At 71.2% G+C, this 14894-nt stretch carries 10 protein-coding genes; 6 read left to right on the top strand and 4 right to left on the bottom strand.

All coding sequences use genetic code 11. The annotated features are described in order from the left end of the window. On the bottom strand, positions 1-610 hold a 610-nt coding region (locus tag VFE05_03790), incomplete at its 3' end, for a hypothetical protein (GenBank protein HET6229175.1). Positions 611-1277: 667 nt separating this feature from the next. Here VFE05_03790 and VFE05_03785 point away from each other — a divergent pair. Then, positions 1278-3575 (top strand): ribonuclease H-like domain-containing protein, encoded by a 2298-nt coding sequence (locus VFE05_03785; protein ID HET6229174.1) that lies wholly within the window; start codon positions 1278-1280, stop codon positions 3573-3575. Positions 3576-3719: 144 nt separating this feature from the next. Here the strand turns inward: VFE05_03785 and VFE05_03780 are convergent, their stop codons facing one another. Next, positions 3720-4715: a putative sulfate exporter family transporter gene (locus VFE05_03780; GenBank protein ID HET6229173.1), complete on the bottom strand. Its 996-nt coding sequence runs from the start codon at positions 4713-4715 to the stop codon at positions 3720-3722. A 239-nt stretch (positions 4716-4954) separates the two neighbouring features. Further along, a complete protein-coding gene (locus VFE05_03775) occupies positions 4955-5695 on the bottom strand; it encodes a phenylalanine 4-monooxygenase (protein HET6229172.1) in 741 nt (246 codons plus the stop codon). A gap of 468 nt (positions 5696-6163) precedes the next feature. On the opposite strand from VFE05_03775, the gene VFE05_03770 reads away from it, so the two are divergent. From VFE05_03770 to VFE05_03760, 3 genes are all read left to right on the top strand, one after another. Continuing rightward, positions 6164-7594 carry an MATE family efflux transporter gene (locus VFE05_03770; protein HET6229171.1) on the top strand — a complete coding sequence of 477 codons (1431 nt, stop codon included), beginning with the start codon at positions 6164-6166 and terminating at the stop codon, positions 7592-7594. A gap of 442 nt (positions 7595-8036) precedes the next feature. Next, positions 8037-9182, top strand: a complete 1146-nt coding sequence (locus tag VFE05_03765; protein HET6229170.1) for a glycosyltransferase — start codon at positions 8037-8039, stop codon at positions 9180-9182. Then, positions 9179-10390, top strand: a complete 1212-nt coding sequence (locus VFE05_03760; protein HET6229169.1) for a glycosyltransferase — start codon at positions 9179-9181, stop codon at positions 10388-10390. Before VFE05_03765 ends, VFE05_03760 begins: the two co-directional genes overlap by 4 nt. Before the next feature lie 65 nt (positions 10391-10455). On the opposite strand, the gene VFE05_03755 is transcribed toward VFE05_03760, so the two are convergent. Beyond that, the gene (locus tag VFE05_03755) at positions 10456-11754 is read right to left on the bottom strand and encodes a cytochrome P450 (GenBank protein ID HET6229168.1); all 1299 of its coding nucleotides are present in this window, start codon (positions 11752-11754) and stop codon (positions 10456-10458) included. Between the two features lie 583 nt (positions 11755-12337). Here VFE05_03755 and VFE05_03750 point away from each other — a divergent pair. Both VFE05_03750 and VFE05_03745 read left to right on the top strand, forming a co-directional pair. After that, a complete protein-coding gene (locus VFE05_03750; GenBank protein ID HET6229167.1) occupies positions 12338-14269 on the top strand; it encodes a hypothetical protein in 1932 nt (643 codons plus the stop codon). Between the two features lie 16 nt (positions 14270-14285). Continuing rightward, a partial coding sequence (locus tag VFE05_03745; GenBank protein HET6229166.1) for a hypothetical protein occupies positions 14286-14894 on the top strand: 609 nt, incomplete at its 3' end.

The following is a 14894-nucleotide window of genomic DNA, read 5'->3' as shown; positions in this document are numbered from 1 at the left end:
TGGAGTCCAGCGCCACCGCACGGTCGGCCGCTTCGATCGCTTCCATCAGGTCGCGCGGGTTCTGCATCATCCGGTCTCGCGTCAGGTAGGCCGCCGAGAGGTCGCTCCAGATCGCCGCCGACCCATCGATCTGTGCGGCGTCGCGGAGGGATGTGATGGCCCGGTCCAGCGCTTTTCCCCTTCCGTCGGGCCGCGCCAGGTCGATGAGCCCCAGCGCGTGCAGGGCTTCTGCTTCGGACGGGCCCCCCAGAGCGCGTCGCGCCTCACCGGCGAGGGCGATCAGGGAACCGTACGACTGCGGGGAAATCGAAGCTCCTACACACGACCGGAGCGCCCCGCTGGCGAAACCCGCAAGCCCCGAAGAACACCCGTCGACATCTGCGTGCACCGACAGCCGAGGCGTGAGGCCTGGTTTCTGGAGGATCGCCGCCGCCACCCGGGTGAGCAGCGGCGGGAACGGCCGCAGAGGTGGCGAATGGCTCTGGACCAAGCTCCCGAGGAAGAGCAGGGTGCTGGCTCGCACAAACCAGCGGCTCGTCTCGACCACCAAGGCGAACTGGCGGCTCGCCGTCTGGGCCCGCAACGGAAGAGTGTAGCGGAAGGCAGGCATTGGGGGCTGGTACTGTGGGGTCTGGCAGCCGAAGCGGAGCCGGTCTGCTACCGCAGGCAGGGGCAGGAGAAGGCCTGAATCGTGGGTTCACCGGGGACCGGGCGCAAGAACTTTGTCGGCTCCAGAGCGGGTGGCTGCTCAACTTCCTAGAGCATGGCTGCTTCCTCTCCTGACAACGCGTTTCGCACTGTAGAGTCGAGAAACGTTCCAAACGCAGCCGGTGCAGCGTACCTACGGAACCGCGCCTGCGGATTACGGTGGGTATTCGTCTACGGGATCGGCCCTGCAAGCCGTTCGGAAGCTCGAGCGAGTGGAGACGCCATCCCCACGCTACAATTGGTATTCCGGCTTGCAGGGGAGCACAGATTGTATCTGCGGCATCACCCCTGAAACTGGGGCCGAGCCGTACGCCCGTTGCGGCCTTCGCCCAGGCTGGCGAGTGTGAACCCGCCGACTCGGCTCGTCTTCACTGTGTACCGTTCCCTTCTCGTCGTGCCGCAGGCACATCTCCACCGTTCTCCACATCCGCCCCCGAGTGATTGATCTTCCGGTCGCGGCCCTTGACGCTCTCGCCGACCAGTCTTCGGCCGGCCATATCCCCGCCACGATCCCGAACGACGGGGACGAATGGCTCTGGGGCTGGGACCCTACGCCCGGAATCGTCTCCGTGTGGGCGGAGGCGGACGGGCGGGCGGCGGTATGGCGCCGGATTCCGGAGACGGGCGCGCTGGTGCGGGAGGACGAGCGGTTCCGCCCGTGGATGCTGCTCGACCGGCTGGACGACCTGGGCCATCTCGGTCCGCTGCTCGGGCCGGAAGGCGCGGCGGACGCGGACGTGTGGGTGCGCGAGCTGGACGGGCCGGGCGAGCTGCGGTTCCTCGTCTCCGCGGCGGACGGGGCGCGGCTGGCGGCGACGGTGCTGCACGGCGCATCTCGGCGGCTGGGCCAGCGTGTGGGGCACGTGCGCGAGCTGGGCGCGGAAAGCGTCCTCATCCTCCCGCCGGAGGAGCAGTACCTGGTCGCGACGGGGCGCACGTACTTCCGCGGCCTCGGCTTCCACCAGCTGCACCGGCTGCAGTTCGACCTGGAGACGACGGGGCTGGACGCGACGCGGGACCGCATCTTCATGGTCGCCGTGCTCCACCCGGACGGGCGCGCGGAGGTCCTGGAGGCGGACGGCGCCGGGCCCGAGGCGGAAGCGGACCTCATCCGACGCCTCGTGGAGACGATCCGCGCGTCCGACCCGGACGTGATCGAGAACCACAACCTCCACGGCTTCGACCTGCCGTTCCTGGCTGAGCGCGCGCGCCGGCTTGGCGTGCCTCTCCCGCTGGGGCGACTGCACGGCACCGGCCTGCGCGAGCGGGCGGCGCGGCGGGGCGCTCCACGCGCTGGAGATGCCAGCCGCCGCGTGCGTTTCGTCGCGCCCGGCCGCGAGCTGATCGACACGATGGACGCGGTGATCCGCTACGACTTCTCGGTGCGCGAGCTGCCGGCGCACGGGCTGAAGGCCGTCGCCAAGCACCTGGGCGTCGCCGCGCCGGACCGCGAGTACGTGCCCGGCAGCCAGATCTACGCGACGTACCTGCGCGATCCGGAGCGAGTCCGGCGGTACGCGACGGACGACGTGGAGGAGGTGGATGCCATCGCGCGGCTGCTGGGCGGGGCGGCGTTCGCGCTGGCGCGCATGGCCCCGCGCAGGTACGAGCGCCTGGCGGACGCGGGCGCGGCCACGGGCGTCATCGACCCGCTTCTCGTGCGGGCCTATCTCCGCGCGGGTGCCGCGCTTCCCGCGCACCGGGTGGGCGACGGCACGCCGCACAGCGGGGCCGCGCTGCACCTGTTCGCGACGGGCGTGGCGCGCCGGGTGGTGAAGGCCGACGTCGCCAGCCTGTATCCGTCGCTCATGCGCGCCTTCCGCATCGGGCCGGCGCGCGACCACCTGGGGGCGATGCTGGCGCTGGTGGACCGGCTGGTGGAGCACCGGCTGGCGGCGAAGGCGGCCGCGCGCGCCGCGCCTCCCGGCTCGGCCGAGCGCCACACGCACGAGGCGGTGTCCGCGGCCATGAAGCTGGTGGTGAACTCGGCGTACGGGTATCTCGCGGCGGGGGGAGAGCTTACGCGGTTTGCCGACGTGCACGCCGCGAACGAAGTCACGCGCCGCGGACGCGAGACGCTGGCCTTCATGTGCCGCGAGCTCGCCGCCCGGGGCGTGACACTGCTGGAGGCGGACACGGATGGCGTGTACTTCGCCGTTCCGGAAGGCTGGACGGAGGCGGACGAGCGGCGCGTGGTGGCCGAGGTCGCCGCGCTGCTGCCGCCGCTGGTGCAGCTCGAGTTCGAAGGCCGGTACGCGGCCATGCTATCTCACGAGCCAAAGAACTACGCGCTGCTCGGGTACGACGGCTCGCTATTGCTGCGCGGCGTCGCGTTCCGCTCCAGCCGCGCGGAGCCGTTCGGGGAAGCGTTCCTGCGCGCCGCGCTGCCGCCGCTGTTCGCGGGCGACGTCGCGGGAGTGCGCGACGTGTACCTGGCGACGCTGCGAGCGCTGCGCAGGCGGGAGATGTCCAGCTACGACGTGTCGTCGCGCATGCGGCTCACCAAGACGCCCGCGAAGTACGCAGAGACGAGGGATGGACGGCGCGAGGTCGCGTACGAGGCTCTGCTGGCGGCCGGGCGGACGTCGTGGCGGGTGGGAGAACGGGTGCGGGTCTACCGCACGCAGGGAGGCGGCGCGGCGCTCGTCCCCCCCGCCGACGAAGGCGAGTGGACGGATCCGCGGGACTACGATGTGGATCACTACGCGCGGGTGCTGCGCGACAACTTCGCGGCGCGCCTGGCGCGGGCGCTCGCGCCGGGCGACTTCGTGGCCGTCTTCGCGGACCCGGAGCAGCTGTCGTTCTTCTCGCCGTCCATCGCTGCGATGCGGCCCGTGCTCGACCTCCATCCCGGCGCGGTTGGGTAGATGCGGATCGATCTTTCGCGTTTCGTCCCGATCCGTTGAGCTGCGGGGTTTAATTTGGAGGCGCGGAGAACGCGGAGAGCAGTTCGAATGTCTTGCCGTTCTCCGCGTCTTCCGCGTCTCCGCGTGCGTCTGCTCTTCAGCCGATCACGCCGGCAGCCAGCGCCAGACGGCGAAAAGGGAGAGGCCGCCCACGGCGATCCAGAGGAGCACGCCCTGCACGAGCGGGCGGATGCCGACGGCGCGGAGCGTCTCGCGCGTGAGGCCGGCGCCGATCAGGAACAGCGTGAGGACGAGGCCGATGCGTGCCAGGTGCGCGAGCCCGTCCAGCACGGGCGTGGCCGAGGCGGGGAGGATCGTCCGGATGAGGGCGGCGAGGATGAATAGGCCGATGAACCACGGCAGCTTCAGAGCCGATCGAGCTTCGGCGGCGCCCTCGCGGATGCGCTGGCGGCGGGCGACCGCGGCGGCGGCGAGGGTGAGCGGGATGATCCAGAGCGCGCGCGCCAGCTTCAGCACCGTCGCGGTTTGGAGCGCCTGCGCGCCGTATGCTGACGCCGCGCCCACGACCGAGCTGGTGTCGTGGATGGCGATGGCCGCCCACACGCCGAACTGCCCCTGCGACAGCCGCAGCGCGTGCCCTACGGCGGGGAAGAGGTACAGCGCCACGGCGTTGAGGATGAACACCGTCGCGAGCGACACGCTCATCGCCTCCGGGCCGGCGCCGATCGCCGGGCCCACCGCCGCGATCGCGCTGCCGCCGCAGATGCTGGTGCCGGCGGTGATGAGGAACGACGTGTGCCGCTCCACCCGCAGCCAGCGCCCCAGCAGCGTGCCGAGAGCGAGCGCCGCCGCGATCCCGGCGACGGTGTAGCCCACGCCCGCCAGGCCCGCCCGCACCACCGCGGCGAGCGGCATCCCGAAGCCCAGGCCCACCACGCACGCTTGCAGCAGCGACTTGGACGCGGCGCGGCTCTCCTTCGCGAACGGGTTGGCCAGCGCGAGCGCGAACGCCGCCCCCAGCCCCAGCGCGATGGCCGGCGACGCCCAGGGGCTGAGCGTGAACAGCGCAAGCACGATGAACCCCGCGCGCGCGGCGGTGCTCGGGCGATTGGGAGCAGGAGTAACCTTCACGTCGTGCACGGCGTTGTCTCGAAAGAAGTTGATCGGCAGACTGGAAGGATACTCAACCGTTCCTCTTCCGTCGACTGCCGCACGCCGCATCGCCGGAGAACTTCGGATCTCGTACGATGAAGCGCAGAGGGGCCGTCCGGGTGGAACGGCCCCTCCGCGCATCGCGGGTGATGGATGGGCGGCGACGGGCCCTTCGACGCATCTCCAGTCGCAGGCATCCGGCGGAGGATGGAGATGCGCGTTCGCGCTCAGCCGATCATCCGCTTGGCTTTCTCGGTCGCTTCGAAGAGCTGGTCGAACGAGTCGACGACGAAGAGCACGTCCTGGAAGTGGTCGATCTCGAACGGCTGCTCCAGCACGGCTTCGAGCGAGAACGGGCGGCGGTCGCACTTGGGCCCGAGGGCGTTCGCCGCGTCGCCCGCGGACGAGATGAGGCCGCTGCCGTAGACCTTCGTCTCGCCGTCCTCGTGCACCAGCCCGAACTCCACGGTGAACCAGAAGAGGCGCGCCATCCGCGTCACGTCCTCGTCGCTGCGGGCGCGCATGGCGACGGCGCCGAAGCCTTGCAGGAAGTCCGCGAACATAGAGTCGGCGTGCAGCGGCACGTGGCCGAACACGTCGTGAAAGATGTCGGGTTCCGGGAGGTAGTCCAGCTGCTCGCGCGGCCGTAGCGTGATGGTGGTGGGGAAGCGCCGCTCGGCCAGGCAGTGGAAGAACTGCCGCGCGGGGATGAAGCCCGTGACCGGCACCGCGTTCCAGCCGGTGCGCGCATCCAGGCGCCGGTTCACCTCCGCCAGGTCCGGCACGCGGTCGCGCCGCAGCCCGATGGCCTCGGCGCCGCGCAGGAAGACGCCGCTGCCGTTGCGCTCCAGCTCGCGCATGCGCCGCTCGTAGAGGATTCCCCACACCTCGTGGTTCTCCGGGGTGTAGGCGCTCCAGTCCTGGGTGGTGAAGATGCCCGGGTCCAACGTCTCGGCGGTGGCTTGCATGGCTCTGCTCCTTGGCATAGGGACAAAAAAATCGGCCCGCGGATTCGTCCACGGGCCGTTCGTGCGTCGGGAAGTCTGCGCTAGCTACCTGCGCATACGCCTCCAAGCACGGCCCGTGTCGCGGGTCGCGTAGGTATAGCCGGCGTAGTAGTAGCTCTGGCGAGTGCGCATGGAACGACGTTAATCCTCCGCCGGCCGTAAGTCAACCCGGAACTGTGTGAACTTTACGGCGCCATGTGGACTGTTCGTCCATCTTCGGCGTTGCTCGTCCGCTGCCTCCCCGGCCTCGATGGGGGGTGCCGCAGCGGACGCGAGATGAAGGTGCGCCTCCGTGGATCTGCGGCGGGGCAAGGGAGAGACGACGGGAGCGGAAGTGCGCTGGCGGGAGTATTGCTCCAGCCCGGCGCGCGCGGCGATGCATCGCCTCGTGGAAGGCCACACATCTACCGAACCCGCTGCCCCGGATCCATGCCACAGCCGTCCCGAAACCTGCTGGAAGGTCCCATCCTCCGCTCGCTGGTCACGCTGGCCGTCCCCATCGCCGCGGCCAACATCCTCCAGGCCGCCTACCAGCTCATCGACGCGTTCTGGGTGGGGCGGCTGGGCGGCGCGGCCGTCGCGGCAGTGTCGGTGTCCACGCCGGTGATGTTCCTCACCATCGCCTTGGGCGCCGGTCTCGCCATCGCGGGGTCCACACTGATCGCGCAGTACTTCGGCGCCCGCAACCAGGAGATGGTGAACCACGTGGCCGCGCAGACGCTGCTGATGGTGGTTATCGTCTCCGTCGTGCTCGGCGCCCTCGGCTACGCGTGTGCCCCGCTGCTGCTGAAGCTGATGGGCGTGGCGCCGGAGGTGTACCGCGGCGCGCTGGGGTTCATGCGGGTGTCGTTCGTGGGGCTGGTGTTCAACTTCTTCTTCTTCATGTTCCAGTCGATCATGCGCGGCGTGGGCGAGGCGCGCTTCCCGGTGTTCATCGTGCTGGGCACGGTGATCCTCAACTTCGCGCTCGATCCGTTCTTCATCTTCGGCTACGGGCCGGTGCCGGCCATGGGCGTGATGGGCGCCGCGCTCGCCACCGTGAGCACGCAGAGCCTGGCGGCGGTGATCGCCATGGGCGTGCTGCTGCGCGGCAAGTACGGCATCCACCTGGCGTGGCGCAACTTCGTGCCGGATGGCGCCTACATCAAACGCGCGTTCTTCCTGGGCTTCCCCGCGTCCATCGAGCAGTCGGCGCGGGCGCTGGGGCTCACGGTGCTAACCTTCCTCATCACCAGCTTCGGCACGCTCACGGTGGCCGCGTACGGCGTGGGCTCCACCATCCTCCAGGTCGTGATGATCCCCGCGATGGGCCTGTCGATGGCCGTCTCCACGCTCGTGGGCCAGAACATCGGCGCGGGCAACGTGGAGCGGGCGGCGCGCATCGGGCGGCTGGGGGCGTGGCTGGGCTTCGGCATCCTCACGGCGATGGGCGCCATCGTCTTCCTGGTCGCGCCGCACCTCGTGGGCTTCTTCGTGCCGGGCGACGAGAAGGTCATCGCCGAGGGCGCCGTCTTCCTGCGCACCATCGCCCTGTCGTGGGGCTTCCTAGGCATGCAGCTGTGCCTGACGGGCGTGCTGCGCGCTTCGGGCAACATGGTGATGACCATGGTGCTCACGCTCGTATCGCAGTGGGTGCTCCAGTTCCCGCTCGCATACGTGCTGTCCAAGCACGCCGGGCTGGGTGCGCGTGGAATCTGGTGGGCGTTCCCCATCTCGTACGTGCTGATCGCGCTCGTCACGCTGGGCGTGTACGCCAAGGGCGACTGGAAGCGCAAGCGCCTCACCGAGCCGGACGACGAGCTCACCGGCCAGGTGACCAGCGAGATCCTCGCCGGCGAGGGCACCCACGGCTCCGCCTGATCTCCGCGCCATGGCGGGATGAAAAGGTGCTCGGTAGACGTGCGGCGGCGGCACATCTCGGCACCGTCGATTCTCGATGATCGTACCTCGCCCGAAAACGCCGATGCACGATGCGGGGCCGCTCCAGCCGGGCGGCCCCGCTCGCTTTCCCATCCGTCGTCGCGGATGAGCTTCGCGTCATGTAGCCATCGTCGCGACGGCATCTCCCGCCGTGCATCCTCCCATCTCTTCGCCTGCGGACCGTCCGTCCGCGTCTCGGTCAACTGCTTATCCGCCACTCCGCATGGCGGCTCTCGAAGGCCGCGCGGAGTCCCGTAAAATGGCGTGCCCGGCGCTACGAAACCGTTGACCGGGCGTTCGCCGCTCGGGTAGTATGCGGTGGTAGAGCAGGGCAGTTCCCGCCGCAGCCTTCTGCCATTCCACGCCCTCGCCGGGGGTGGCCATGTACGTCGTCGCACACAACGGATCCGCGATATTCGGAGGGGGCGAGCTGGCGGTCGTGCGCCTGTTGCAGGGGCTGCAAGGCCGCGGGCACCGCGTTCTGCTGCTGTGCCGCGACGCGATCGTCGCCGGGCGCGTGGAGGACTTCGGCGTGCCCGCCGGTGTGCAGCGCGTGGGGGGCGACCTGGCGCTGCCGGACGCTTTCCGCCTCGCTGGGCGCCTCCGGCACGAACGGCCGGACGTGGTGCTGCTCACCACGTTCAAGAAGGTGCTGCTCGCCGGACTCGGCGCGCGTATCGCGGGCGTTCCCCGCGTGGTGCAGCGCATCGGCCTGGAGAGCGACACGCCGGCGCGCGGCCGCCGCTACCGCTGGGCGTACCGGAACCTGGTGGACGATGTCGTGGTCAACGCCCGGTCCATGCGCGCGCCGTTCCTGGCCGCCGCGCCGGGGCTGGACCCGGCCCGCGTCAGTGTGATCCCGCAGGGCGTCGTGGAGCCGCGCCGCCGCTGTGAGCCTGGCGCGCTCCGCCGCGAGCTCGGCATCCCGGCCGGCGCGCCTGTCTTCGGCGCCGTCGCGCGCCTGGCGCGGCAGAAACGGCTGGACCGCTTGATCGCCGCGCTCTCGCATCTCCCGAACGAGGTGCACTGCGTGGTAGCGGGGGCGGGGGAGGAGGAAGATGCGCTGCGGGCGCTGGCGGCGCGCTCCGGCGTGGCCGATCGCTTCCACCTGGCCGGGCACCGCGACGACGTGGGCGACGTGCTGGATGCGCTGGACGCCTACGTCGTCTGCTCGGACCGCGAGGGGATGTGCAATGCGATGCTGGAGGCGATGGCGTTCGGCCTCCCCGTGGTGAGCACGCCCGTGAGCGGCGCGGAAGAGGCGCTGCGCCCCTTCATCGACGGCACCCGCCCCGGCCGCGTCGTCGGCTTCGGCGAGGGGGAGCTACCGGCCGCGCTGCGAGACCTGCTGGCAGATGTGGACGTGCGGCGCGCGATGGGTGACGCCGCCCGGAGGCGCGCGGAGGCGAGCTTCGGGTTCGACGCCATGGTGCTGCGCTGGGAGGCGCTGCTCGGCGGGACCGCACCGGCGTGGGACAGGCCCGCGCGTCGCGTCGCCGCGGACGCGATGGCGGGGATCGGCGTATGAAGCTGGTGATCCAGAATGGCAGCCACGTGTGGGGCGGGAACGAGAAGTGGCTCGCCACCGTCGCGGCCGGCCTCCTCGCGCGCGGCCACCGCGTGGTCGTGTCGTGCCCGCGCGGGCCCGTGCGGCAGCGCCTGGAAGGCATGGGCGTGCCCACCGCCGGCGCTCGCCCGCGCGGGGATCTGGACCTGGCGAGCGCCGCCCACTTCGCGTGGTGGCTGTGGCGGCAGCGGCCGGATGCGCTGCTGCTCACCTCGTGGCGCACGACCGCCTGCGTTGCCGCTGCCGCAGCCGCGGCGCGCGTGCCCCGGCTGGCCGTTCGGATGGGCATCTCCCGCTCGGCGCCGCAGCGGGGGCCTGCCTCCACCGTGTTCCGCCGCCGCGTGGACGCGCTGATCGTGAACTCGCCCGAGGTGCGCGACCAGTGGCTGGGAAGCGCGCCGTGGTTCCCCGCGCCGCGCGTGCACGTGGTGCTCAACGGCCTCGCCGACCGCGCCGCCGAGCGGCCCGCGCTCCGCGACCGGCTGCGGCGCGAGCTGGGTGTGCGACCCGGCGAGCTGCTGGTGGGCGGCGTGGGCCACGTGGCGCACCGCAAGGGCTTCGACGTGCTCCTCCACGCCTTCGCCGCAGCGGAGGTGCCGAATGCGCGTCTCGTCATCGCCGGCGACGGGCCGGAGCTTCGGGCGCTCCGCGCGCTCGCCGCGGACCTGGGCGTCGCGCCGCGCGTGCACTGGCTGGGCGCGCGCGACGACGGGCCGGACGTGGTCGCGGGCCTGGACGTTTTCGTGCTCGCCAGCCGCAGCGAGGGGATGGCGAACGTGATGCTGGAGGCGATGGCCGCCGGCGTCCCCGTGATCGCCACGCGCGTCAGCGGCGTGTGCCCGGCGCTGGCCGAGCAGGCGGACGCGCCCGCCGCGGGCTGGATCGTCCCACCTGACGACCCTGCCGCCATGGCCGCCTCCCTCCGCGACGTCTGCCGCCTCCTCGCCGCCGCGCCCGCCGATGTGCAGTCCCGCGCGGACGAAGCCCGCCGCCGCGTCGCCCGCCAGTTCGGCATCGAGCGCATGATCGACGAGTGCGAGCCCGTTCTCTTCCCAGCTCTGGAAACCCGTTCGGATTCGGAAGATGCGGGGCAGGGCATCGCATCGGCCGCACATCTCCCGACGTCGGCATCTACCGAGCATCATCGACCGAATCTCGTGATGCGGTAGATCCGGAGACTACGAAACCCCGCCGCTGCGCTGCGACGGGGTTTCGTGTGTCGATACGATGCGGCTCAGGCCGTGTCGAACTCCAGCACCAAGCGGTCGGGGAAGGGGCCATCGTGCACGACGCGCCCGTCGGCGCCGGGGGCTCGGCGGAGGTCGGGAAGGCGCAGCAGCGCGGCCACGATCTCCGGAATCTGCACCATGTTGGCGTACAGGCCGAAGCACTGGTGCAGCCCCCAGCCGAAGTGCAGGTACTTGCCGATGGGCCGGTCCGTCCGGAAGCGGTCCGGCTCCGGGAACGCCTCCGCGTCGAACATCGCCGAGAGCGTGCCGAGGATCACGGTGCTCTTGGGCTCGATGCGCTTCTCGCGCGTGGTGCCCGCCGCGATCACCGCGCCGCGAGGGCAGAAGCGCGCCATGATGGGCGTGTGCGGGTTGAAGCGCACCGCCTCCCACGCGTATTGCCGCACCAGGTCCATGTCCCCGGCGCGCGCCGCGGCCTGGGCGCCCCCCATCTCCTCCTGCCTCCGCAGCAGCTCGTCGATGGCGAGGATGGCGAAGCGCGAGGTGGTCTCGATGGCTCCCACGACTTGGCCGGCGATGTTGCGCCGCACCCAGTCGTCGTCTGCCCACGGCCGCTCCGGCCCGTGCAGCGCGATCATGCGCCCCAGCACGTCTTCCGCGCCCTCCACGCCCTCGGCGCGGCGGCGGGCGATCTCGCCCAGCACCCACGTCTTCAGCTCCGCCGCGGAGCGGATCGCGGCCTGGCGCACGAACGGGTCGTCCGCCGGGTTGGCGAAGGCGTCCTGGAAGAGGTTGCGCAGCCACCGCTGCTGCGTAGCGCGGTCCGGCCCCGGGAAGCCGAAGTACGCCGCCACCGTCTCCGCCGCCACGGCGCGCGTGAGGCCCTGCACGGCCTCGATGCGCCCGCCCGGCCGCGCCGCGTCCACCAGCCGCTCCGCCGCGCCCCGCGCGATGTCGCGGATGCGGTCCACGTCCTCGCGCCGGGCGACGGAGCGCAGGGCGGCGTGGTCGCGGTCGTATGTGGCCCCGCGGTCCATGTTGAGGATGAACGGCCCGTTGATGCGGTCGATGGGCGGCCCGTTCACCTCGCTGATGGTGAAGTCCGCATCGCGCGTGAGCACCTCCACCACGTCCGCGTGGCGGCTCACGACCACGCGCGCGCCCAGCTTCACCACCGGAGCGTGGCGCCGAAGCAGGGAGAACGTGGGCCGCAGCACGCCGCGGCTCCCCAGCTCCGCCAGTACTATGCGCTTGAGGCGCAGGCCGGGCCCGCCCTGGCTGTTGGGCGACGGCGGCTGCTTCACGGGCGCGGGTGCCGGCGCGGGAGGAGCGAGAGTGCTCATGGCGGGATCGCTTGCGGGAGATGGACGGGAGATGCGCCACCGTGCGCGCCGGAGCCGGCGCGCGGGACGGGACATCATCCGTTGCGAGCACGCCACGTGCCGTCTCCAGCGGCCGCTGATCTCCCCGGCTCTCGACGGTTCGGAGTCCGTAGGTGCGCGGCGGATGCGCGGCTGTCCATCTCCGGTGTGAATCCACGGTAACATCATACAGCACAACGACGAGCGGGTATTGGGAGATGCGGTAGGACGATCTCGTCGTGAGGCTGCGAGAGCTCGTCCTCGCGTCCGAACGACGAGCATCACCGAAACCCAGCCGCCGGATTTCTGCGACACGATTGTCCCATCTGTCACTCTGGTGCCTCGATTGCCCGGTTCTGCCGATGCGGAGCGATTGCCGTAAACTGCTGTAGCGGTGCCCTTTCTCGGGTAGATGGACGGCGGGCGCGCGCCGGAACCGGAATTGCTGCAGCGGAGTCGGCCTGCCGTATCCGGCAGTGTTCCCCCCTCGCGGTCTTCGCAGGCTCATCCGAGCCGACGGTCATCTCCCCGGCTCGCCCGTTCGCCACGCAGTGCAGGAGCTCCCATGAGCGAGACTTCCCCGCCTCTTCCCTCGTCCGGCGACCCGCCCCCTCCGCTCGAAGACGCCGCCGCACCCGCCGCCCTTCCGCAGGACGATTCGCCCGACCAGCCCGTCGCCCTCGCGCCGAAGCCCGACGTCGCGCTTCCCAAGCTAGGGGAGGTGGTCGTGATCCCGGACGCGAGCGCCGCGTCTGCCGTGCTCTCCGGGCCGACGGAAGAGGTGCATGGTTCCCCGTCGTCCGAAGCGACGGAAGCGCCACCGGGGAAGATCCCGCTCGACGTGCCCATCGTCTCCCCCGCGGACCTGGCCGCCGCCGCGCTCGCCGCCGAGGAGAAGGCCGCGGCCGAGAAAGCCGCCGCCGAGAAGCTCGCAGCAGACCAGGCGGAGGCGGATGCCGCGCGCGTCGAGGAGGAAGAGGCCGCCGCCGCGAAGGCGAGAGTGAACGCGCGCAACGAGGCCGCAATCGCCGCTGCGCTGGCGCGGACGCCCGCGCAGCAGGCCGCCTCCGCCGCGCACGACGGACGGACGTCGCAGGGCTCCATGCTGCTGATGGCGCCCATCATCGACGCGGACCACGAGAAGCAGCTCCGCGCGCTCCTCGCGGAGATCGCCAGACCGAGCGATGGCACCGACCTGGAGGTGAACGAGCACGTGCCCTTCCTGCGGCTGCGGACCGTGCACTTCGCGCGCTTCGTCATCCACGCCGCATCGCCGTCGGAAGACGCGCCGATCCCGGTGTGGAACGGCGTGCCGCAGGCGAGCGGGCCCCCCATCCCCGCCAAGCTGCTCTTCTCCACCGACTACGACGGCCCGCGCGACGCGCACGTGAGCGAACTCCTGCGCGAGGCGGGGCCGGGGCTGGACGCCGTCTTCTCGCACTGCGAGGGGTGGCCCGGGCTGGGCCGGCGCGAGGACGTGGACCACTTCTTCATGCGCTGGGACGTGCCCACCACCACGTTCTACACCGGCACCATGAGCCGCTCGGTCGAGCAGATCCGCCGCGAGGCCGACCTGCACGAGCGTGTGGAGCGCTTCCTGGACCGGGAGGCCGGCAAGCCCGCGTTCCCGTCCGATCCCGTGCAGGCGCGCGAGCGCATCCGCGACTTCGTGCGCGCGGAGCCCGCGCTGGCGTGGGCGCGCGTGGAACCGGGGACGTTCCCCAAGCTGCTCATCCCCCAGCGCTTCGTCGACAACCTTCCGAAGACCGCGGGCGTCCTCGCCTTGCTGCTCGTTGCCGCCGCCGTCACCATCGTGAGCCGCTTCGTGGGCTGGCGCGCGGCGTTCATGGACGTGGGCGGCGTCGTGCTGGCGCTCGCGGTCGTCGCGGGCGCGGCGTACGCGTACCTCTCCTACCTGGCGGCGCGCGACCCGGTGATCATCCGCGACAGCGTGAAGGACCACACCGCCGAGCTGGTGCGCACCGAGGACCGCATCGTCCAGAACGAGATGAGCAGCGTCATCTACGTGAAGCGCCCGCTGCCCTTCCGCCACGCCGTCCTCTGGACCGTGCTGAAGTTCATCAACTTCGCCGCGCGCTACCTCAGCAACCAGGGCACGCTCTCCGGCATCCCCTCCATCCACTTCGCCCGCTGGGTGATCGTGGACGACGGGCGGCGGCTGCTCTTCTTCAGCAACTTCGACGGGAGTTGGGACAACTACCTGGGCGACTTCATCGACAAGGCGCACGACGGGCTCACCGGCGTGTGGAGCAACTGCGTCGGCTTCCCGCGCACCAAGGGCCTCACCGGCGACGGCGCGACCGACGAGCAGGCGTTCAAGGCGTACTCGCGCGACAGCCAGATCCCCACGCAGGTGTGGTACAGCGCGTACAAGTGGCTGTCGGTGAACAACATCAACAACAACAGCCGCATCCGGCTGGGGCTGTACGGGGCGATGGACCCCGCGCAGGCCCAGGCGTGGCTGCGTCGCTTCTGACCCGGGAGACGAACCGATGAGCACCATCACACCCCCGCCGCCCGCCGTGGAGGTGAGCGACGTCCAGGGCCTGGTGGCCCGCAGCTACGCCAGGCTCCAGCACGCGGCTTACGTCGCCGCCACCTTCGATAACGGCGACGGCGGCTCCGTCCGCGCCCGCCAGTGGGTGGGCGAGCTGGCCGGCGCCGTGACCCCCGCAGCGCGCCGCAGCAGCGACGTGGCCGGCGACGGCCAGGCGCTGAACCTGGCATTCACTTCCGACGGCGTGCGCGCCCTGGGCCTGCCGGAAGATGCCGTCGCCACCTTCTCGCGCGAGTTCCAGGAAGGAATGGCCGAGCGGCAGCACCGCAGCCGCGCGCTGGGCGACACCGGCGACATGGACCCGGAGGCGTGGCGCTGGGGCGGGCCCAACAACGCGCCCGTCCACGCCATGCTCTTCCTCTTCGCCGACGGCGCCGCGCGGCTGGAGGAGCTGCTCGCGGCCGAGGGCGCCCGCGCATCCGCCCACGGCGTGACTCTCGCCGAGCCGCTGGGCAGCGTGATGCTTCCGAACGACAAGGAGCACTTCGGTTTCCACGACGGCATCGCGCAGCCGCGCATCACCGGGCTGGGCGGGGGAGACGGG

The sequence above is a fragment of the Longimicrobiaceae bacterium genome (genome assembly GCA_035696245.1).
Classification (GTDB): domain Bacteria; phylum Gemmatimonadota; class Gemmatimonadetes; order Longimicrobiales; family Longimicrobiaceae; genus DASRQW01.
The sequence above is the reverse complement of the archived record's forward strand: the minus strand, read 5'-3'. Positions and strand labels throughout refer to the sequence as shown.